This window comes from Clostridium sp. AF35-15 (assembly GCF_003477745.1).
In the GTDB taxonomy this organism is placed as follows: domain Bacteria; phylum Bacillota; class Clostridia; order Lachnospirales; family Lachnospiraceae; genus Otoolea; species Otoolea fessa.
This window is the reverse complement of record NZ_QUDY01000008.1, coordinates 93,395-113,391: the sequence shown is the minus strand read 5'-3', so window position 1 is coordinate 113,391 and position 19,997 is coordinate 93,395. Positions and strand designations below refer to the sequence as shown.

Below are 19,997 nucleotides of genomic sequence, written 5' to 3'. Positions count from 1 at the left end.
TTACTTGATCTCTCCTTTCAGCTTGCTGCGTAAATTTGCAATAAACTGGGTGGCAGTACGTCCGGACAGTCCGCCGTGGCTTAACTCCCACTTGTTGGCTTCCAGAAGCAGATCTGCCTCCGGCATATGGATGTGGTATTTGTCTGCCAGTACGCGGACGATGTTCTGGAACTCTTTCTTGTCCGGTGAGCCGTAGTAGATCGTGACGCCAAAACGCGCAACCAGAGACAGTTTTTCCTGCACCGTATCGTTGGAGTGCAGATCGTCGTCCAGCTCGCGCTTATCACTAAATTTTTCGCGGATTAAGTGGCGGCGGTTCGATGTCGCATAGATCAGGACATTCTGCGGCTTAATGCCGAGACCACCTTCAATGATTGCTTTCAGATATTTATATTCCAGCTCATATTCCTCAAAGGAAAGATCGTCCATATAAATGATAAATTTGTAGTTGCGGTCTTTGATCTGCTCCAGGACATCTGACAGTCCGCGGAACTGGTGCTTGTACACCTCGATCATGCGGAGTCCGCGGTCATAATACTGATTTAAGATCGCCTTGATACTGGATGATTTACCGGTACCGCTGTCACCGAAAAGCAGGCAGTTGTTTGCCGCGCGCCCCTCGATAAATGCCTCGGTATTCTCAATCAGCTTGGCTTTCTGCAGCTCATAGCCGACCAGATCGTTAAGCTTGATATGTTCTACGCGCGTGATCGGCTCGATATCAACCTGTTTTGCCTCCTCATCCATGATAATATGGAATGCTTTGTTAAGGCCAAACTTGCCAACACCAAATTCTTTATAAAATTCGGTCACGATATCCTGAAATTCCTGATCACTCTCCGCATGCTCCAGGGAAACCGATAATTCAACGATCCGGTCGCGGATGCGGTGGTTGAACGCCTTGCTGTTTTCCAGCGCATTTTCGTAATGCTTCATCTCCGACCAGATGCCGTTCTCAGTCTCGTCCAGACGGGCAATATCCAGGGAAAAAAGCTCTCTGACCTGTGCAAAATCGTGGCGTGCAAGCTCGCTCAAACTGCCGCCGACCGGTCCGATGATCTCGCAGGATGTGCTGTAGGCATTTTCATTGTTTGCCATGCAGAACGCCAGGAAACAATGCCACAGGTTTCCGCGGAATCCATAGGTCACTGCCAGATCGATGAGCTGACTCGCGCATGCATATGCATCCGGGCGTGCCTCGCCTTCCTCTGGTTTTAAGAGGCTGCACATATCGTCAAATAACTGCTGATACCGCAGGTTGCGGTATAAAATCATCGTATTTTTTCTTTTTTCTTCCATTATTCTGCCTTTCCGGTTACCATCACATTTTTTTACAGTACTTTCAGTCTCAAAAATGCCTGCCCGTGGACAGCAACCCATTCTGTCTTGTCCTAAGCTAAAGAGTCTAGTAATTTCCTAATATTTTTACATTTTTCGCTTCGCGCATGATTCCGTACAGTGCATTCTGCACACCGGCATCCTCCAGGTTTCCCTCGATGTCCACGAAGAAGCGGTACTGCCAACTCTCCTCCGGGATCGGACGGGACTCGATCATACGCATATTGACGTCATTGAAAATAAAATTGCCGAGCATACTGTACAGCGTACCGCTGCGGTGCGGCAGCTCGAAACAGAGGCTGATTTTCTCTGCACCCGCCTGATAGACGCGATCCTTCGCCAAAATCAGGAAACGGGTCGTATTGTCCGGACAGTTGTTGATCGGACCTGCCAGCTTTTTGAGTCCGTAAATCTCACCTGCCACCTCACCTGCGACTGCCGCCTGTGACGGATCTTTCTCATCGCGTACCTTCTGTGCCGCCACAGCATTATTTTCCATGCTGAGCTGCTGCCAGTCGTGCTGGTTTAAGAAGTCGCTGCTCTGCATCAACGCCTGCGGATGGGCAAAAACACGCTTCACATCGGAAAGTTCCGCGTCCGGTGTGCCAAGCAGGTAGTGATGTACCGGCAGAAATGTTTCCGCCACGATCACATTGTCGTATTTTAAAAGCAGATCATAGTTGTCCGTCACGGCACCGGCGGAAGAATTTTCAATCGGAAGCACCGCAAAATCAGCTTTTCCCTCCTGAATCTCCACCATCATATCCTCAAACCGGCGTACATGATGGATATCCGCGTCTTTTCCAAAGAACTGCAGCGCCGCCGCATGACCGTAAGCACCCTCTAATCCCTGGAACACCACGCGTTTTCCGGCTGTTTCAAGCTTCTCCACCTTATGGAAGCCCAGATCCGGACCGCCGACGCGCCCTGCAATGGTCTGATACTGATACCGGCGGCTCAGCGTCATCATCTGCAAAAACAGTTCGGCAACCGCCTGCTTGTTGAACTCGCTCTCCGCCATCGCCTGAACTGACTCGATCTTCTGTTTCTCACGCTCGGCGTCGTAAACCGCCTTTCCGGTCGCGATCTTATACTCTGCCACCTCGCTGCAAAGGCGCATTCTCTCCTCAAATAACTTTTCTATCTGGGTGTCAATCTGGTCCAGACGCCCTCTTATCTCCAGCAAATCCATCTCTTAGCTGTTCTCCTTTTCCATCTCTGAAAGCATCCCTGCGATCTTTTCTCTCGTATATGCGCCGACAAACTTCCGGTTCTCCGGATCCAGCTCTTTCACGATAAACGGCTCGCCGAACTCAATCACGACATGGCTTGGACAAATAAGCGGAATATGCTTCTCAAAGACCTCCGCTGTTCCCTTGATCGCCACTGGAACAACCGGACAGCCAGCTTTCTCTGCAATCTTCAAGCTTCCCTCTTTAAATGGAAGCAGATCTGAAAGCTGTTCATTTTTATTGCGGGTTCCCTCCGGAAAAATCCAGACAGAAACGCCGCGGCGCACCTTCTCGATCCCCGCCAGAATCGTTTTTAAACCTTCTTTTATATTATTCCGATCTAAAAACAGACAGTTGACATTGAGCATCCATTTTGACAAGAGCGGAATCTTCTCCATCTCTTTCTTTGCCACAAATCCCATCAGTCCCGGAACCGTCGTATAGCCAACCAGGATATCAAAATAGCTCCGGTGGTTTCCCACATAGAGCACCGGGCGATCCTGCGGAATATTTTCATATCCGCGCACCTCTACCGTCACACCTGCCATTTTGAGCAGTTTTTCAAAAATATTACGCACCATCTGGGTGCTTTCTTCCTCCACTGCGACCGGATCTACCTGTCCCTGTTTATCCATACGGTGCAATGTGCCGATGGAACCAACAAGGAAGCTGACGATCGTTCCTACTATCTTTATCGCGCGAAACATACTGATACCTCTCTTTTCTCTTGTATCTGTCCGAAACCGTCTGGTTTTTATCCTGCTATTTTCATTTCCAGACAGACTGCTTTACTGTCTCATTATATAGAAAGAAGCAGGGTTTTACAAGACTTTCCTTGTAAGACATCCTGCCTCTGTTACTGTTCACGCATACGTGCCCAGTATCGGAATTTGCCGTGGCTTCGCATTTAAATACGGCAAATTCCTGCTGCCACCACGTTTTCTTACGGCACTTTCGGTTCCCAAAGTGCCTACCTGTGAACAGTAACCTGCCTCTCTATTTTTTATGGATTCACAATCTCCGTCTTTCCGCTGATCAGCGCTTCCACCTCGATTCCACCTATCTCGCACAAGATTCCCTCATAGCTTTCCAGTGTATCGCTGTAATACACGCTGTAGATAGACACATCCTCAGAAATCTCTCCATCCAGATAGTTTTCCAGCGGATTTTCTCCCAGATCCCGGAAAGAACCACCCAGATCCATCATCAGCTCCCAGCTTTCCGGATGAATGTCCTGTTCATCCAAATCATGTAGATACATCCAGAGCGCCATGCATAGAATCCTCGCCTCGGCTTTCGCCCGCACTTCCTTCGCTTTCTGTACCTGTCCGGACATGATCGGGATCGAAACTGCAACGAGAATCGCCACAATCCCGGTCACGATCAGCAGCTCTGCCAGCGTAAAGCCTGACCGTGCCCTAGCGGAACTGGTTCTTTTCTCTGTCATAGGTATATCCCACCGCCTGCAGCTTCTTCTCAAGCTCCGACCGTTCTGTATCAAACGCACTGCATAATTCATCTAAATCCGGGTAAAAATCTCTGAGCTGTGTGTTCACAAAACTCAGGCACATAATCGGATCGTTCGGTATTTTTCCTGCCATCTTTTTCCCTTTCTGTCCTTTTATTCATACTCAAACGTAACCGTCACATAGTAACCGCGGTCATTTTCCTCGATCGCCTTTACCACGCCGTGATCGGCGGGAATCCGGTCATTCAGCTTAAAAAGCCCCGACATCGCCACCGCCGGTTCAATCATATAATTGACATTAAACGGCGTCACCGACTCCGTCACCTCTACTGTCTGTCCGACTTCTACCAGTCCCGGACGTTCCATTTTAAATACAACATCTCTTGTCACGCCGTTTTCCCTCTTCTTTCTGGTCTGATCCCCGATTCTGGCTGCTGGCATATCCTCACGCCGTGCCTCTGATTTCAAAATTTTTTTACACGAACCATAACCGCCAGCTTACCAGTTTTCTAGTATACGGCACTTTTTTCCTTTTATCAACTGCGCCCACATAACCTACCGTTCGTTTTTTTCACGCGCCATCCGCCGCAGCTGCCGAAATCCAAGCCATGCCAGTAAAAGCAGCAACAGACTTACACTGATCGTCAGTCCGTAGTGAATCCACCGTCTCCAGAACGGAAGCGGGAGGTTTTCCACCGGCGCAGTCTCTGTTTCCACCAGAGTTCCTGGATCCGCTTCTATTTCTGTCATCTCTTCCACATCCAGTTCCGCTTTTTCATACTCCATCCGCCTCCGGTAACGCTCATATGCCGGAAGTCTGACCGTTCCCCCGTACACTGCCCGGCAGTCCCATACGCGGCGTTTTGCCTGTACCGCCGCATTGCGGCACCAGATGCCAGCCTCATCCTGATAGGCATCTCCCTCCCAGCTTGCGGACTCAATCTGCACATCATCCTCCGATAGCCCCACACTTGCAAGCAGTTCTTCTCTGCACGCCTCCAATGGCGGCACTTTCTCATCATGCATCACGACAGCCCCACCCAGCTGGTATGTATCCGCCCCGTATTCGTGAAATACGACCGAAATCTCAAATCCATCCTGCCAGTGTTCGTTCTCATAAGAGGTTCTTTTCAGATCCAGCATAACCGATACCGTCTTCTGGCTCTCCCGATCCTCCACCTCCATCGGCGCTCTCGCCGGGATCTCCTGTTCCCGCGTCACGGACGGATAGACCATCTCCCCCGAAACCTCCCGCGTTCTGCCGCGCACCGGCACCGCCTCTATCTCTGTCCCCACAAGCCGATAGGTTATTTCCCCCTCTTCCAGATATTCTTCCGGCGCTTCTGGTATCTCAGCCTCTTTCAAATAGGAAGAAGAATAACGGATCCGCCGTTCTCCCGCCTTATCTTCCTGTGCGTAAGCCTGTCCGCCGGTGCCCTGCAGGCACAGCAGCACAAATGTCAGCACTGCCAGCCTCCAGCCATATCTTCTGTCTTCTCTTTTCCCCATACATTCTCCCTTTCTGCCATTCCCCGGCAAATGTCTCCTGCCAGCCGAACCGCATTCTTTCGTAAGCACGTTCTAAATTTCCGTACTCCTCTCTCAACCTTCTCCATCCTTTCTAAAATTGTTATTGTTCACGCATACGTGCCCCGTAACGAAATTTGCCGTGGCTTCGCATTAAATGAACAGTAACCTGAAATTTTCTGTGCTGAGTTTAAATCGGCATAAAATACCACATCACACACAAATATCATTCAAGATATAAGATGCCATGTTTTCTAAATGCCGATATGATACTTATATTCAGCACCACGAAATCATATGACTGCTTTTTTGTTTCATAGGACGCAGTTTCCCCTGAAACAAAAAATGCATTATGAAATTTCATAAATACCCGGATATTTCTGTGAATCACAGATGCCCTCTTTGCGGGCAGAATCATCGAATGCCGTCCGGAACCGGACTTTGAACTGCATCGTACCTTTATTATAGTCTGCCCTATCTCAAAATACAATTTATAAATCGCTCCCGCGGCATTTTCTACAAAAACCCCTTTTCATCCAGCATTTACTTATAAGTGTTATACAAAAAATCGAATACGAGTTTCTGTTTGGTACGGCAAAATGACTTGACTGGACAGCAGATTTTAGGTATACTTGCATATAGGTACATTTTACAAAATAAGAGCGGAGGAAATTAAACTATGAAGTGTCTTATCATTGACAAAGTATACGCTGGTATTGCTGAAGAACTCAGCAAATACATGGAAGTTAAAACTGCAGAGAATCTGCCGTCCACCAAGGATCAGTTATTAGCTGAAATCGGTGACGTAGACGTTCTGATCATGCGTGTAGATCCGAAGATCGATCAGGAGATCATCGACGCTGCTAAGAACCTGAAGGTTATCGGCGTTTGCTCCGTTGGTCTGAACCACATTGATATGGACTATGCAAAATCCAAAGGAATCCAGATCTTCAACGCACCGGGCTTAAACGCTAACGCAGTTGCAGAGCTGACCATTTCCAAGATGTTAGATATCTCCCGTGGTACTTTCACAGCTAACTACGATGTAAAAGTAAAACACGAGTGGAACAAATATAAATTCGAAGGTCGTGAGCTTCGCGGCAAGACTCTGGGTGTTATGGGCTTCGGTCGTATCGGTAAGAGAGTCGGCGAACTTGGTCGTGCATTTGGTATGACTGTCGTTGCTTACGATCCATTCCTGAAACCGGAAGATTTCGAGAAAGAGCATGCAACTGGCATGTCCGTAGACGAGATGTTAAAGGTAGCTGATTTCGTATCTATCCACGTACCGCTGACACCAGAGACAAAGGATCTGTTCAACGCTAAGTCCATCGCTGAGATGAAGGATGATGCAGTTGTTCTGAACATGAGCCGTGGTGGTATCGTAAACGAGAAAGATATGTACGAGGCTCTGAAAGCTGGCAAGATCGGCGGCTACGCAGCAGACGTTATGGAGAACGAGCTGGCTGGCAGCGGTCTGACAGGTGATGATACATTCGCAAGCCCGCTGTTCGAGTGCGACAACTTCATCGTTTCCCCGCACATCGGCGCTCAGTCCGTAGATGCTTCCAGAGACATCGGACTTCACATCATTTCCAAGGTAAAAGAGGCTCTTTCCCTGTAATCAGGAAACCAGTCTTATACTCATATAGGAAATCCTGCGGAAATCGTTCTGCAGAAACTGCATAAAGACAGGAACCGGATGATACTCTCGCCGGTTCCTGTTTTTTTGTTTCATAGGAAACTACTGGAATACCACTGGTTCCTCCAGCAGTTCCGTCCGCAGCACAATATACGGATACGACGGCTCTTCCCCGGTCGGCTCGCTTCTCTCCGGTCCTTTTAACTCGGTCTTGACGACGATCGAATTGTCCGTCAGGTACAACTCCGGAACCGTAATGCTGTAGCCGCCGGTCTCCTGCTTGCCGTACCCGGCAGCTATGTAGAGGTCATTTCCGCTTGTGTAAGTCAGGCGGAAGGAATCGTTCTTCTTTTCTTCTATGATCTGCGCCAGCTCCTGCGGCGTCTCATCGGGACCTATGACGGCAAATTCCAGATCCCGCAATTTTTCTGCCTGTTTTTCACCGCCGCATGCAACCGCATAGACCCCCGCCAGAAAGATTCCCATCACAGCCATAAGGCTTAGAAGCCATTTTTTCCTGCTTTTCTTACTTTTCATCAAATAAAAAACCTCCCGCTCCCCTGCACGCAGCCACGCGGCAAAATGCTTTGATTTACTGCATTTTATGAAGCGGAAGGTTGTGATATTCTATCTTTTTTCCTTTTTCCCTGGCATACGCCAGCAGCCGGTCGTTCGCCGCCGCCCAGCCCCCATACTGCCTGCGGCACGCAATCACGCACTGGCACGCATCCAGACATTCTCTGGCTTCTTGTTCCTTTTCCTCTGATATTTCTTCAAATGCGGGGACTGCAATCAATCTGGACGCCAATGTACAAGCCGCCGGATAATCTAAGTCGGCTTCCGATACGATCCCTGCCGCAAACGTAGTTCCAGCTCTCTGAAGCTGCCAGAAGACAGCGCGCCCGCTTCCTCCTCCTGCCAGCACAAATACCTCTGGCGCCCCCTCCGGACGCGGAAGCTCCATACTGCCGCCTGTCTGACGGAAGCGCCCTTCCTCGATCTGGAAAAGCTCGGAAAGATGTTCCGGAGTCAGCATCTCTTCCGGGCGTCCAAACCGGCTTTCCTGCCCCGGGCTGACGCACAGCACCCAGTCGGAGACGCGCTCCGCCAGATCAAGTTCATGAATGGATAAAATGACTGCCACCTTCTTGCGGCGCGCCAGCTCCTGCAAGACCGACATAAATTCAAGCTTATAACGGATATCCAGATAGGAAGTCGGCTCATCGAGAAGCAGCAGTTCCGGCTCCTGACAGAGCGCCCGCGCCAGCATCACCCGCTGCCGCTGACCGTCGCTGAGCGTCTGGAAGTCCCGCTCCCGAAGCTCTGATACCTGCACTGCCTCCATCGCCTCATCAACTGCCTTCCAGTCCTCCTCCGAGAGGACACCAAACCGCCCCGTGTACGGATAACGCCCGGCTGCCACAACATCCCGGCAGGTCATCCACTCTGCATGGACCTTTTCCGTAAACATGACCGCCATCCGCCGTGCGCGCTCCGTTCCCTTCATTCCCAGAAGGTCCGCGCCGTCCAGGTAAACCGCGCCTCCCAGAGGGGGAAGCTGCGCGGCGACACTCTTTAAAATGGTCGATTTTCCGGCTCCATTCGGTCCGACTAAAGTCAGGATCTCACCCTTCTTTATCCCGATCCGGACTGGATTTAAGATCTGTTTTCCACCGTATCCAACCTGTAAGTTCTCTGTATAAAAGTAGATCTTCTCCTCAGTTTCTGGATTCATGGTATTTTCTCCTCTGCTGCTCTATGCTTCAGGTGCTCTTTCGATGTTTCCGCATCATCACAAAAATCACGACCGGCGCACCGAAGACAGCTGTTACCGTGCTGATGCTCAATTCCGTCGGGGCAAAGACCGTCCGCGCCAGCCAGTCGCTGAACAGGCAGAACACGCTTCCGCCCAGGAAACAGCCCGGAATCAGCACCAGCGGTCTTGTATCGGCAAACAGCCAGCGGATCAGATGCGGAACCGCGATTCCAACAAAGGAAACCGGACCGGCAAATGCCGCTACGCAGCCAGATAAGATGCTGGACAAAATCACCATAAAGAAACGCAGATGTGCGACATTGACTCCCATGCTTCTCGCATACGTCTCCCCCATCTGGTATGCGCCGATCGGTTTGGATAACAGAAACACCGCTGCCGCTGAGACAAAGGTCACGCCCGCCATGACTGCCACATTTTCCCAGGTCATACCAGAAAAACTTCCGCGCGACCAGTTATGCAAGTTGACAATATCCGCATCGCTGGCGAAGGTCACAACAAAATCCGTGATTGCTGAGCAAATATAGCCGATCATCACGCCCCCGACGATCAGCATCGCCATCTGTTCCATCTTCCGCGCGACCAGGAGCACAAACAGCATAGAGAGAAGCGCTCCGGCAAATGCCGCTGCCACCAGCATCCCCGAATTGATCGTAATATTCCATTCCAGAAATCCGACCATCACAAGTGCTACCAAAAGCTTTGAACCAGAAGAAATTCCCAGCACAAAGGGACCCGCGATCGGATTGTGGAAAAAGGTCTGTAACAGATACCCTGACAGTGCCAGCGCCCCGCCAAGGATCAGCGCCGCCAGCGCGCGCGGCAGACGGATCTCCCAGATGATCGTCCACGCCATTCCACGCAGCTTAGGCTCCCGCAGTTCCTGTAAAAATTCCATGATCGGAACCGATACACTGCCTGAACAGGCACTCCAGATAAGCGACAGGAGCAGAAGCATAATCAGAAGCAGAAATGCACCTGCGATCCGCACCTGTCTGCCTGACTGCGCCAGGTTTCTTTGTTTTTTTTCCTGTTTTTGTCTGTTTGCTTCTGATACTGAACGCATCGTTTCTCCTATCTATCTTTATTACACTTTCCTTCCTCACGACTGCAATTTATACAGATATGTCCCATCTTCCTGGCTTCCGCTGAAAATCGCATGGATATCTTCCAGCATCGCTCCAACTGACATGGATTCCTGATAGAGATTCTTCGTCGTACACCAGACATTTCCCGCCTGTACCGCCTTGAAATCCTTGAGAACCGGCGCTTTTGCCAAAAGCTCCGAAATTGAGTGAATCTCCCCGTCGATTGTACTGTTATAAATCAGATAATCGGATTCTTTCGCGGCTGCATAAAATTCTTCCATCTGCATATTGACGGTCGAAGACCGCTTTCCGTCATCCCCCATATGCCCGAATATGTATCTGCCGCCCGCTAATTCTATCATTTTCGGTATATAATCAGAGGAACGGCGCACGTTCACGCTGCCCTGGTTCGTAATATAGAAAAATGCCGCCGACGGCTTTTCCGCCTGTGCCGTCTGTTCTGTTTTTACGCTCCCGCCTGCGTTCTCCGCATCCGAACCTTCTTCTGTAACTCGCTGCAAAGCCGCTTCCTGCTTTGCAAATGCCGCTTCCGCCTCTTTTTCTTTACCGGTCAGCACTCCATACAGGCGGATCCATTCCGTCCGCCCCAGCGGATGTGCTTCGTAGCTGGAATGATCCACAAGCACCGGGATTCCGAAACTTTCCAGCTTTTCTTTTACCTCCGGCGAATGGAGAATCATCGTATTTTCTATTGCCAGACCGCAGCCCTCCGAGACAATCCGCTCATAATCCGGTTCGCTGTACTTGCCTGCGTAGAGAATTGACCCATTCTCCATCGCCTCCTTTGCCTCCGGGATGTACCAGCCCGACGCATCGGTTCCCGAAAACCGGATATCCGGGAGCGCTCCCAGCATCCGGAACATATCCATGGTCGCGGTCGCTACCAGATAAATCTGTTTGACCGGGCGCTTAAGCACCTGGATCGAATCCGGAAGATCTTCCGGCACCTTTCCGCCCTCTGGAATCAGAAGAAAACGGCTTCCATCCGCAACCGAAACTGCTTCGTACTGCATCCCGTCCGCATCCTCATAGGTATCGACCGCAAACTGGGTCGCATAGGCAAGCTCCATCCGCGATTTCCAGGCCAGGGACGCACTGATCGCCTCACCCGGCTGTGGAAGTGATGCCTCCGCCACCTGTGCATCCACGTTTTCTGCCGGCTGGGACACTTTCGTACCTTTACCCGCCTCATTGGATATCTCACTGGCGGATGTAGACGACGCTGCCGCCACCGCACTCTTTCCCATATTTCCACAGCCACTCAAGAGCAGCACCCCCATAAGCGACAGTCCTGCCATCCTAAGTGCCATTTTCTTGTTACTGTTCACGCATACGTGCCCAGTAACGGAATTTGCCGTGGCTTCGCATTTAAATACGGCAAATTCCTGCTGCCACCACGTTTTCTTACGGCACTTTCGGTTCCAAAAGTGCCTACCCGTGTACAGTAACCTTTTCTTTCCCGTTATCCATCCTATTTTCTTCATTTTTCCCACTCTGCCTCTCTCACGTGCGCCACATACAGCTTCCGGATCGCCTCAACCTCTCCCAGTCCCCGGATGCGGCATTCCACCTGGTATCCGGCGCGTTCCAGGCGGCTCTTCCAGGAATCCTCCTCTTCACCTGCCATATCCTGATTCGCATGGTCGCCTGCAACCACCATGAGCGGCTGCAGCACTGCCCTCTGATAGTGTTTCTGCTCGCCCAATTTCTCGATCACCGCCTGTAAATCCGGCTGCGCCTCCACGGTTCCGATGTAATAATTTGCATAGCCGCCCGCGATCATCCTATCCTGCATCTTCTGATACACCTGATTGGAAGCCGCGTCCGTCCCATGCCCCATCAGGCAGAGTGCCGTTTTTCCATCATCATATCCGCCCAGTTCTCCTGCCATCGCCCGGATCACCGCATCCAGATCCGCTTCACTGGCAAGAAGCGGTGCTCCCAGCGCCAGCCGTTCAAAACGCCCCTGATTCGCTTCCACTTCCGCTTTTACATCCATGTATTCAAATCCATCCATCAGATGGGTCGGCTGCACAATCAGACTTTTAATCCCATCGGCTGCTGCCCGGTCAAGTGCCTCCTTCAAATTGTCGATCGACCGTTGATCCCGCTTTTTCAATTTATCAATGATCCTCTGGCTGGTAAATGCCCGGCGCACCTCATAGGTCGGAAATGCCTCCGCCACTGCACGCTCAACCGCTCCGATCGCCTTTTCCCGGCTGTCATTGTAGCTTGTCCCGAAGCTGACTACCAGGATTGCCTGTCTTGGTTCCATCTATCCATTCTTCCTCTTTGTTTTTTATCTTTCAATTCAGAATTTTCCCGTTCCCCCTACGCTGCCATATGCCTGAATCTGGCTGACATATAGCTTCATGAATCGAAGCTACTATAGCATATTTTGAAATAGTTTGCAATGAAGCAGAAAAAATGGCACTCCGCCCGTCCAGGCGGAATGCCCCTTTTTCTGCTTTCAGCTCCAATTTTACCAGCTTTTCTATTTCTCGTCCCGGCTGCACGCGCGCAGCTGGTGCTCATGCTCATATTTTTCTTTCGTCGCCATCCCGCCCCGGATATGGCGTTCCGCTTTGTTGATGTCCAGTACTACACGCGCCCGGGATGCAAGCGGCGGATTGATATGGGAAAGGCGCTCGGCCACATCTTTATGCACGGTAGATTTACTGATCCCAAATTTCCGGGCCGCCTGCCGCACTGTCGCATTGTAGTCTATGATGTAATTAGCGATCGCAACCGCCCGTTCCTCGATATATTCCTTCATGGGAGTTCCCCTGAGAACGTTTTTTACATCTTATTACATCTGTTTCCGGTTTATGCAAATTCCCTTTCCCAAACAAAAACACTGCCGATTAGTAGTTCTCCGCACGGCGGTGTTTCCGCAAGTCGTTTCTCTTCACGCCAGCTTCCCACTCTGCCTTCTCCTCATCGGTCTCGACAAGCAGTCCCGGAACTTCCATCGGATGCTCGTTTTCATCCAGCGCTACCATAACCACATAAGCGGTATTAACCAGTTTACGCGCACCGCTTAAAGACTCTACGAATGTATCGACACGCACTTCCATGGAGGTTCTTCCAACGTAAGTCAGCTTACCCTCGATAATCAGGGTATTGTTCAGGTGGACTGCCTCTTTGAACTGCAGGTTATCAACCGATGCAGTTGTCGGATTGCAGTGCGCGTGGCGGCGCGCTACAACGGTCGCTACAACGTCGATCCATTCCATCAGCTGACCGCCAAACAAACGACCAGCACCATTTAAGTGACTATTTAATACAAGCTGTGTCTGGATAACAGCTGAATCCGCTACGCGGCGCATAATTCTTTCTTCCATAATTTATTTCTCCTTTCGAGAAGGATGCCTCTTCCAATCTCCCGCTTTCGAAGGACTTCCCTGTGATATGGTACCTAGTATACTGGCTTTCCCTCAAATTTGCAAGTATTCCGCCGCAAAAATTCTGAATCTTTTTAGTTATACATTCTATTGGCAGTAAACTATAAATGTAAAAAAACGACCGAAGAATCTGGGAGCAGCGTCTGTTGTCTTTCGCTGACTCCCATCATCTTCAGCCGTTCTCTTATTTATCCTCTTCCCGCGCCATGATCATCCGATAGATGAAATCCACGGTTCCATCGATACCGTAGCTGGCACTGTTGATACAGAGATCATAGTTGTTGGAATGTCCCCAGTTTCGGTTTGTATAATAATGATAGTACTGGCTGTGGACATGATCCAGATGCTTTAACATATGGCGTGCCTGCTTGACCGTCAGGGAACTGTCAATCTCCATCGCACGTTTGATACGCTGCTCAAACGGCGCCGTGATGTAGATACTGATATGCGGGATATTGTTGTTTGCCATGATGGCATCTCCGCATCGTCCCAGAATAACAAAATCTTCCTTCTTCGCCATGTCAACCAGAAGGTCGCTCTCGTTGAAGAAGACCGCATCCCGCTTCGGCAGTCCGTGGAAACGGCTGAACTCACGCATGCGCTGGCGCAGGGTCAGATGGCGCTCCGGGATGAATGCCTCACTCGGGTTTACATTGGCATCCTGATCGTGCGCCGGCTCTTTCTTGATTCCCGGCTTGATTCCGTAGCTGACAGAATCCTGTATAGAATCCTTCTGAGCCTCGAGACGTTTCAGAACCGCTTCAAAGATCTCCGCGTCGTAGAAATTGATTTTCAGCTTATCTGCCAGCTTAAATCCGATATTTACACCGCCGCTTCCGTAGGTCCAGCTGATACATACGATCAGGTGGTCATTTTCGGAGAAACGGTTTTTCAGGTTAAATGTATTCAGCTTCGCCAGCTCTGCGTTGATAACGTCGCCGCTCGCGAAACTGGTCGGCAGACTCATGACTTCGGTCAGAATCCGGTTGTACTCGGTCATGACGAGCTTCCGCTCTTCCTTATTCTCGATGGTACGCGCCATGTTTCCGATCAGGGCAATCTCACTTCGAACCAGGTTACCCTGCGGGCGTGTCAGCATCAGATGAGTCAGCTCATCCACGCAGCGCTTCCGGTCACGATTGAAAACACGTCCCAGAGAAGAACCTAACTGTGCATAAACCTCCGCATCCAGATCGTAAATACTCTCCGCCAGTTCACGGATTCGTTTTTCATCTCTTCCAGGCACCGTGCTGCCCGGCTTCTTCCCTGCTGAATCCTTTTCGGCTGCATTTTCCGCACCCGTTACTTCATTCGCATACTGGGCGCTGTCCTTTTCAAGCGCCTGCTGCGTCTGATTTTCCATATTATCTGTATTGGTATGTTCCTGATTGTTGCTCATCGTCACTCACCCCCTATAAAAAGAATAACAGCATATCAAGTGCAAAGACCGGAACCAGAATACCGAACGACCAGAGCAGATATCCGAAGAAGGACGGCATACGCACACCGTTTTCATCCGCAATCGACTTAACCATGAAGTTCGGTGCATTTCCGATGTAGGTGTTCGCACCCATAAATACCGCACCACAGGAGATCGCCATCAGCATCTTGATCGGAACCGTTCCTAACGTCGTCACCATGCCCTCCGTAAATCCAAGCGCACCTGCCGTTGTTAAAAATACCAGATAGGTCGGCGTGTTATCCAGGAAGCTGGACAGCAGACCGGTCGCCCAGAACATTTCAAACGGCTCGGAGATGCCCAGGTTCGCGCCATTTGCTTTCAGAATCATCAGGGCTGGCTGCATCGTGATGAAAATACCGATAAACAGAACCGCAACCTCCTGAATCGCGCCCCAGGTAAAGTGGTTCTCACGGCGGATCTCAACCTTCGTGGTCTTGAAGGACAGGAAGGCCGCCACCAGAATGATCACAATCTCAATGATGGCCGGATAGCTTAATTCTACCTCTCCAAACAGATGGATGCCAAGCACCTTTCCGGCTGCATCCTGGAACTGCGGCATGGACGGTAAGGTACCGCTTAAAATAACGGCTGCCACGATCATAACCAGGAAAATCAGGTTGTGCGCGCCGCGCAGCTTTACTTCGGTACCCGGTTTGCTGATATCCGGTTTCAGACCGCTCGCGATATCCTGACGATATGCCCTCTTATCAATAAAATAGAAGATTGTCAGCAGCACCAGCATATTGAAGAATAAGATCGGCACCAGATGTAAGCTCCAGAAGAACGGTACGCCGCGCATGAAGCCCATCAGCAGAGGCGGGTCACCGATCGGGGTCAGACATCCGCCGATGTTGGATACAAGGAAAATAAAGAAGATAATGATATGACGTTTCTTCTTTCTCCATGCATTCATCTTGACAACCGGACGAATCATCAGCATACTGGCACCGGTCGTACCGATCCAGCTTGAAAGCAGGGTTCCCAGTGCCAGTAGTCCTACATTGACACGCGGAGAACCTGCCAGGTCACCGGACATCGTGATATTACCGGCAACGCAAAAAAGTCCAAATAACAAAATAATAAAGGTCAAATAGTCATTGACCAGGCATTCCAGAACCGTTTCCAGTGCTGTCCCCGCACTGTAACGCATCGCAAACGGAATGATAAAAAGAATTGACCAAAGAGCAACCGCATGAGGCTGGTGCTCTTCCCACCATTCTGCCTTCACAAGCGGCAGAATCGCAATACAGAGAAGCAGTCCCGCAAATGGAATACACATCCAGAGCGGCACAGAGGATGCCGATGCACCGCCTTCCTGTTCTGCTGCCAGAGCCGTCATCGGATTTGCCATCAAAAATAATCCCAGGCTCGCGCAAAACGCACTCAATCTTTTCACCTTCGTAACCTCCCAACTTTTTTCTTTTTTGTTTTACATTTTCCATTTCAGCCACTCATTATAACAATTTTATTTCCTAAATACAACCGTGTTTTTCACGTTGTAAGCGTGATTTTCCGTGAATTTTTCGTTAAAAGTACCTTATATTAATTCTTATTAATAAGTGTTGTAAGCCTGTGCTCATAACATAAACAAATACCTCTTTTGTGTATAGAAATTATGTATAATACTGTAATTTCACGTTAGTGCCTTTTTGTGTAATAGGGGATTCCAAGGAATTTCCTATTACACAAAAAACCGCCCGCCGATATCCCGACAGACGCTTCCTACATTCACATATAACTTTCTCTTGAACTATACTCTCTTTCCAGAGTTCATATTTCAATTCCATATCTTCCCCGCCATCTTCCATCTTTTTCCTGCAGCTGTTTTCGCGCTTCATTTTAAGCCAGCCGCCCGATCTCTCGCGGTATTCTTTCGTGGTTTCCTTTTCGATATGTGCCAGTTGGCAAATCTGCCGCTGTATAACCTGCTCTTTCGCAGCGTTCACACATATTCTCTCTTGAACCTGTTTTATTATAGCGCTTTTTTGTAAAATTTATTTCCGCTTTTTTGTCAAATCTTTGTAAAAAAATCAAGCAGCAAATTGGAGAAACTGTCTCATTTACTTTTTATCTTCTTTATGCTATAGTTAGCCTGTATTTTGCATTCAGATGTATTACGAATCCATTCGGAAATTCCGGTGCCATCCCGTGCTGGAATACTCAATGTCTTATCGTGTTTTATAAATATCATAAGGATTTTCAGGAGTATTGTATTCATGCAGGCGAATATATTTAAGATCAAACGAAATGAATTGGCTGACGGTTCCGGGCTGCGGACTACGATTTATTTTAAAGGATGCCCCCTGCGCTGTGTCTGGTGTTCAACACCGCAGGCGCATGAGCGCCCGACCCGGATTCTCTGGGACAGCAAGCACTGTCTCTACTGCAATCTCTGTGTCAGCGAATGTCCCACCGGAAGTCTGGCATTTTCAGACAACCGTCTCACCTTTACCCCGGACACCTGTACATTCTGCCGTGCCTGTACGGATCACTGTCCGTCCCGAATGCTTCATTTCGTCGGTCAGATGATGGATATGGATGAAATCATGGAAAAAATTCTTGCCGACCGGGAGCTCTATGGAAATGGCGGCGTCATTCTCTCCGGCGGCGATCCGCTGATGCAGCCGGAAGCAGCCACCGCTGTCCTGAAAAAATGTAAAGAACACGGCATCCGCACCGCGATTGAGACGACCGCTTTCGCCAAACCGCTGGCTTTCTCCCGCTTCATCGCCAACGCGGACATGATTATCATCGATTTAAAACATTATTCTGAAAAGAAATATGTCCAGTTCACCGGTGTCTCAAATCATTCGATTCTGGAAAATCTGGACTTTGCCATCTCTATCGGAAAAAAAGTGGCGGTCCGCATTACCATTACCCCCGGCATCAACGACACGCTCATCGATGCCCGCAGGTATGCCCACCTTTTGTCTGAGCACCACATCAGACATGTAATTCTGCTCTCCTATTCAAATCTGGGGATCATTAAATATGAAAAATACATGCAATCTCCGACGCTTGCCCGCGAGCAGACCTTCTCCGGCCAGGATATGGAGAATTATGCGAACATGCTGCGCGGACTGGGATTTGATGTGCAGATTGAGCAGTAGGGAGGCGGCAGGATTTTTCCATTGCCGCCTCCCATACATTTTTCCATCTATTCGTTACTGTTCACGCATACGTGCCCAGTAACGGAATTTGCCGTGGCTTCGCATTTCAATACGGCAAATTCCTGCTGCCACCACATTTTCTTACGGCACTTTCGGTTCCAAAAGTGCCTACCCGTGAACCGGTAACATCTATTTCCTTGTTTCTCTATTTTTTCCCAAATTTTTCATTGATTTTTTTTCCACCCAATGCTATAATGTGTTCAATATTTAATTTATTTATCAAAAAATGAACATGAACCATTTGCAAAAATCCTCATTTTTACAAATGATTTAAAAGGAGGTTTCCCATGCAAAATCCACAATCTCAAACAGTGCCAGAGCCGAAACGCCTGGACTGGACCACGATGGTCGTCCCATTTCTTCTTATTATAATACTCTGTCTCTGCTTTCTGGCTGCGCCAGATGCATCCAAGGCAGTGTTGGAAAATCTCCGGAGCTTTCTCGGGGAAAACTTCGGTGTCGGCTATCTTGCCATCGGACTCGGCATCTTTCTTCTGTCAATCTACATCGCCTTTTCCCGCTACGGAACCATCCGGCTCGGAAAACCGGATGAGAAGCCGCTCTATTCCAATTTTGCCTGGGGTTCGATGATGTTTACCTCCGGACTTGCGGCGGACATTCTCTTTTACTCCCTGTGTGAGTGGGTTCTCTACGCCAATGACCCGCATCTGGCAGAAATGGGCAGTATTCAGGACTGGGCGAGCACATACCCGCTCTTTCACTGGGGTCCGATCCCGTGGGGCTTCTATGTCGTGCTCGCCGCTGCCTTTGGCTTCATGCTTCATGTGCGCGGCTGCCATAAACAGAAATACTCCGAAGCCTGCCGCCCGATCCTCGGAAAACACACAGACGGGCTTGCCGGAACCCTGATTGATCTGATGGCGGTCTTCGCACTGCTGGCCGGCACAACCACGACTTTTACGCTGGCGACCCCTCTGATGAGCCAGATCGTCTCCGAACTCTTCGGATTCGGCGACACCCGCCTCATCACCATCGCGATTCTGGCAGTCACCTGCCTGGTATATACCGTTTCCGTCGTGCGTGGCATGAAGGGCATCCAGAAGCTCGCGGCGTCCTGCGTCTACCTCTTCTTCGCTCTTCTGGCTTATGTGCTGCTGTTTGGCGGTGAAGCTCGCTATATCATCGAAACCGGCTTTTCCTCCATCGGAAATCTGGTACAGAACTTTATCGGACTGTCCACCTACACCGACCCACAGCGCACCACCTCATTTCCGCAGACATGGACAATGTTCTACTGGGCATATTGGATGGTCTGGTGCGTCGCTGCCCCGTTCTTCATCGGAACCATCTCTCGTGGACGTACAATCCGGCAGACAATCCTCGGCGGCTACGTGTTCGGGCTTGGCGGCACGTTTGTGAGCTTTATTATCCTCGGAAACTACAGCCTGGGACTCCAGGTGTTCGGAAAACTGGATGTCATGGGGCTTTATGCCGCCAGTGGCGACCTCTATTCCACAATCACTGCCATCATCCGCACGCTTCCGCTCGCCCCGATGGTCCTCGTTCTGCTCGCGGCGGCGATGATCGCCTTCTATGCCACCAGCTTTGACGCGATCGTACTGGTTGCCTCCGCCTACTCCTACAAGAACCTGACAAGCGAGGACGAACCGCACATGGCGATCAAAACCTTCTGGTCCCTGAGCCTGATTCTACTGCCGATGGTCCTCATTTTCAGTGATAATTCAATGGCAAACCTGCAGACCGTGTCCATCATTGCAGCATTTCCGATCGCGTTTATCATTCTCCTGATCGTGGCGGCGTTTTTTAAGGATGCGAAGAAATATCTTTCCAGCTGCCATGGTATTGAACGAATTGATTGATTAAAAATATCCCGAATGCACTTTCCGATG

At 49.9% G+C, this 19,997-nt stretch carries 20 protein-coding genes; 3 read left to right on the top strand and 17 right to left on the bottom strand.

Annotation, left to right across the window (positions count from 1 at the left end; genetic code table 11):
- The 7 genes from DWZ76_RS10590 to DWZ76_RS10560 all read right to left on the bottom strand — a co-directional run bounded on the left by DWZ76_RS10590 (position 1) and on the right by DWZ76_RS10560 (position 5,547).
- Positions 1-1,299 (bottom strand): ATP-binding protein, encoded by a 1,299-nt coding sequence (locus DWZ76_RS10590; RefSeq protein WP_181986214.1) that lies wholly within the window; start codon positions 1,297-1,299, stop codon positions 1-3.
- Positions 1,300-1,405: 106 nt separating this feature from the next.
- A complete protein-coding gene (locus DWZ76_RS10585; protein WP_117796050.1) occupies positions 1,406-2,530 on the bottom strand; it encodes a bifunctional chorismate mutase/prephenate dehydratase in 1,125 nt (374 codons plus the stop codon).
- Between the two features lie 3 nt (positions 2,531-2,533).
- Positions 2,534-3,277: a lysophospholipid acyltransferase family protein gene (locus DWZ76_RS10580; protein ID WP_117796051.1), complete on the bottom strand. Its 744-nt coding sequence runs from the start codon at positions 3,275-3,277 to the stop codon at positions 2,534-2,536.
- A 296-nt stretch (positions 3,278-3,573) separates the two neighbouring features.
- Positions 3,574-4,017, bottom strand: coding sequence for a type II secretion system protein (locus tag DWZ76_RS10575; RefSeq protein ID WP_118472612.1), 444 nt, complete (start codon positions 4,015-4,017; stop codon positions 3,574-3,576).
- On the bottom strand, positions 3,989-4,171 hold the full coding sequence (locus DWZ76_RS10570) for a DUF4250 domain-containing protein (protein ID WP_022360303.1): 183 nt from the start codon (positions 4,169-4,171) through the stop codon (positions 3,989-3,991). The genes DWZ76_RS10575 and DWZ76_RS10570 overlap by 29 nt, the downstream gene beginning before the upstream one ends.
- A gap of 20 nt (positions 4,172-4,191) precedes the next feature.
- Positions 4,192-4,479, bottom strand: coding sequence for a hypothetical protein (locus DWZ76_RS10565; RefSeq protein ID WP_243098996.1), 288 nt, complete (start codon positions 4,477-4,479; stop codon positions 4,192-4,194).
- Between the two features lie 114 nt (positions 4,480-4,593).
- Positions 4,594-5,547: a hypothetical protein gene (locus tag DWZ76_RS10560; RefSeq protein WP_118472611.1), complete on the bottom strand. Its 954-nt coding sequence runs from the start codon at positions 5,545-5,547 to the stop codon at positions 4,594-4,596.
- A 697-nt stretch (positions 5,548-6,244) separates the two neighbouring features.
- Between DWZ76_RS10560 and DWZ76_RS10555 the strand changes: the two genes are divergently transcribed.
- Entirely contained in the window at positions 6,245-7,189 is a 945-nt protein-coding gene (locus DWZ76_RS10555; protein WP_022360306.1) for a D-2-hydroxyacid dehydrogenase, read from the top strand.
- A 120-nt stretch (positions 7,190-7,309) separates the two neighbouring features.
- On the opposite strand, the gene DWZ76_RS10550 is transcribed toward DWZ76_RS10555, so the two are convergent.
- The 10 genes from DWZ76_RS10550 to DWZ76_RS10505 all read right to left on the bottom strand — a co-directional run bounded on the left by DWZ76_RS10550 (position 7,310) and on the right by DWZ76_RS10505 (position 16,902).
- A complete protein-coding gene (locus DWZ76_RS10550) occupies positions 7,310-7,744 on the bottom strand; it encodes a protease complex subunit PrcB family protein (protein ID WP_118472610.1) in 435 nt (144 codons plus the stop codon).
- A 55-nt stretch (positions 7,745-7,799) separates the two neighbouring features.
- Positions 7,800-8,942 (bottom strand): ABC transporter ATP-binding protein, encoded by a 1,143-nt coding sequence (locus DWZ76_RS10545; protein ID WP_117796055.1) that lies wholly within the window; start codon positions 8,940-8,942, stop codon positions 7,800-7,802.
- Positions 8,943-8,970: 28 nt separating this feature from the next.
- On the bottom strand, positions 8,971-10,047 hold the full coding sequence (locus DWZ76_RS10540) for an iron ABC transporter permease (protein ID WP_181986215.1): 1,077 nt from the start codon (positions 10,045-10,047) through the stop codon (positions 8,971-8,973).
- 36 nt (positions 10,048-10,083) lie between these two features.
- Positions 10,084-11,400 carry an ABC transporter substrate-binding protein gene (locus DWZ76_RS10535; protein ID WP_118472609.1) on the bottom strand — a complete coding sequence of 439 codons (1,317 nt, stop codon included), beginning with the start codon at positions 11,398-11,400 and terminating at the stop codon, positions 10,084-10,086.
- Positions 11,401-11,570: 170 nt separating this feature from the next.
- Positions 11,571-12,365 carry a sirohydrochlorin cobaltochelatase gene (locus DWZ76_RS10530; protein WP_118472608.1) on the bottom strand — a complete coding sequence of 265 codons (795 nt, stop codon included), beginning with the start codon at positions 12,363-12,365 and terminating at the stop codon, positions 11,571-11,573.
- 219 nt (positions 12,366-12,584) lie between these two features.
- A complete protein-coding gene (gene spoIIID, locus DWZ76_RS10525) occupies positions 12,585-12,866 on the bottom strand; it encodes a sporulation transcriptional regulator SpoIIID (protein ID WP_117796058.1) in 282 nt (93 codons plus the stop codon).
- An 88-nt stretch (positions 12,867-12,954) separates the two neighbouring features.
- Entirely contained in the window at positions 12,955-13,434 is a 480-nt protein-coding gene (locus DWZ76_RS10520; RefSeq protein WP_107001412.1) for an acyl-CoA thioesterase, read from the bottom strand.
- A gap of 244 nt (positions 13,435-13,678) precedes the next feature.
- Positions 13,679-14,893, bottom strand: a complete 1,215-nt coding sequence (locus DWZ76_RS10515) for a cytidylate kinase-like family protein (RefSeq protein ID WP_227589680.1) — start codon at positions 14,891-14,893, stop codon at positions 13,679-13,681.
- A gap of 13 nt (positions 14,894-14,906) precedes the next feature.
- Positions 14,907-16,352, bottom strand: coding sequence for a sodium:proton antiporter (locus DWZ76_RS10510; protein WP_243017811.1), 1,446 nt, complete (start codon positions 16,350-16,352; stop codon positions 14,907-14,909).
- A 217-nt stretch (positions 16,353-16,569) separates the two neighbouring features.
- Positions 16,570-16,902 (bottom strand): hypothetical protein, encoded by a 333-nt coding sequence (locus tag DWZ76_RS10505; RefSeq protein ID WP_118472607.1) that lies wholly within the window; start codon positions 16,900-16,902, stop codon positions 16,570-16,572.
- A 270-nt stretch (positions 16,903-17,172) separates the two neighbouring features.
- On the opposite strand from DWZ76_RS10505, the gene DWZ76_RS10500 reads away from it, so the two are divergent.
- Both DWZ76_RS10500 and DWZ76_RS10495 read left to right on the top strand, forming a co-directional pair.
- Positions 17,173-18,066: a glycyl-radical enzyme activating protein gene (locus tag DWZ76_RS10500; protein WP_118472606.1), complete on the top strand. Its 894-nt coding sequence runs from the start codon at positions 17,173-17,175 to the stop codon at positions 18,064-18,066.
- A gap of 347 nt (positions 18,067-18,413) precedes the next feature.
- Positions 18,414-19,967 carry a BCCT family transporter gene (locus DWZ76_RS10495; RefSeq protein WP_118472605.1) on the top strand — a complete coding sequence of 518 codons (1,554 nt, stop codon included), beginning with the start codon at positions 18,414-18,416 and terminating at the stop codon, positions 19,965-19,967.
- Positions 19,968-19,997 lie beyond the last annotated feature (30 nt).

Excerpts from the sequence above, each read along its gene's own strand:
- DWZ76_RS10590 (WP_181986214.1), bottom strand. The coding sequence starts at position 1,299 with ATGGAAGAAAAAAGAAAAAATACGATGATTTTATACCGCAACCTGCGG.
- DWZ76_RS10585 (WP_117796050.1), bottom strand. The coding sequence starts at position 2,530 with ATGGATTTGCTGGAGATAAGAGGGCGTCTGGACCAGATTGACACCCAG.
- DWZ76_RS10580 (WP_117796051.1), bottom strand. The coding sequence starts at position 3,277 with ATGTTTCGCGCGATAAAGATAGTAGGAACGATCGTCAGCTTCCTTGTT.
- DWZ76_RS10575 (WP_118472612.1), bottom strand. The coding sequence starts at position 4,017 with ATGACAGAGAAAAGAACCAGTTCCGCTAGGGCACGGTCAGGCTTTACG.
- DWZ76_RS10570 (WP_022360303.1), bottom strand. The coding sequence starts at position 4,171 with ATGGCAGGAAAAATACCGAACGATCCGATTATGTGCCTGAGTTTTGTG.
- DWZ76_RS10565 (WP_243098996.1), bottom strand. The coding sequence starts at position 4,479 with ATGCCAGCAGCCAGAATCGGGGATCAGACCAGAAAGAAGAGGGAAAAC.
- DWZ76_RS10560 (WP_118472611.1), bottom strand. The coding sequence starts at position 5,547 with ATGGGGAAAAGAGAAGACAGAAGATATGGCTGGAGGCTGGCAGTGCTG.
- DWZ76_RS10555 (WP_022360306.1), top strand. The coding sequence starts at position 6,245 with ATGAAGTGTCTTATCATTGACAAAGTATACGCTGGTATTGCTGAAGAA.
- DWZ76_RS10550 (WP_118472610.1), bottom strand. The coding sequence starts at position 7,744 with ATGAAAAGTAAGAAAAGCAGGAAAAAATGGCTTCTAAGCCTTATGGCT.
- DWZ76_RS10545 (WP_117796055.1), bottom strand. The coding sequence starts at position 8,942 with ATGAATCCAGAAACTGAGGAGAAGATCTACTTTTATACAGAGAACTTA.
- DWZ76_RS10540 (WP_181986215.1), bottom strand. The coding sequence starts at position 10,047 with ATGCGTTCAGTATCAGAAGCAAACAGACAAAAACAGGAAAAAAAACAA.
- DWZ76_RS10535 (WP_118472609.1), bottom strand. The coding sequence starts at position 11,400 with ATGGCACTTAGGATGGCAGGACTGTCGCTTATGGGGGTGCTGCTCTTG.
- DWZ76_RS10530 (WP_118472608.1), bottom strand. The coding sequence starts at position 12,365 with ATGGAACCAAGACAGGCAATCCTGGTAGTCAGCTTCGGGACAAGCTAC.
- spoIIID (WP_117796058.1), bottom strand. The coding sequence starts at position 12,866 with ATGAAGGAATATATCGAGGAACGGGCGGTTGCGATCGCTAATTACATC.
- DWZ76_RS10520 (WP_107001412.1), bottom strand. The coding sequence starts at position 13,434 with ATGGAAGAAAGAATTATGCGCCGCGTAGCGGATTCAGCTGTTATCCAG.
- DWZ76_RS10515 (WP_227589680.1), bottom strand. The coding sequence starts at position 14,893 with ATGAGCAACAATCAGGAACATACCAATACAGATAATATGGAAAATCAG.
- DWZ76_RS10500 (WP_118472606.1), top strand. The coding sequence starts at position 17,173 with ATGCAGGCGAATATATTTAAGATCAAACGAAATGAATTGGCTGACGGT.
- DWZ76_RS10495 (WP_118472605.1), top strand. The coding sequence starts at position 18,414 with ATGCAAAATCCACAATCTCAAACAGTGCCAGAGCCGAAACGCCTGGAC.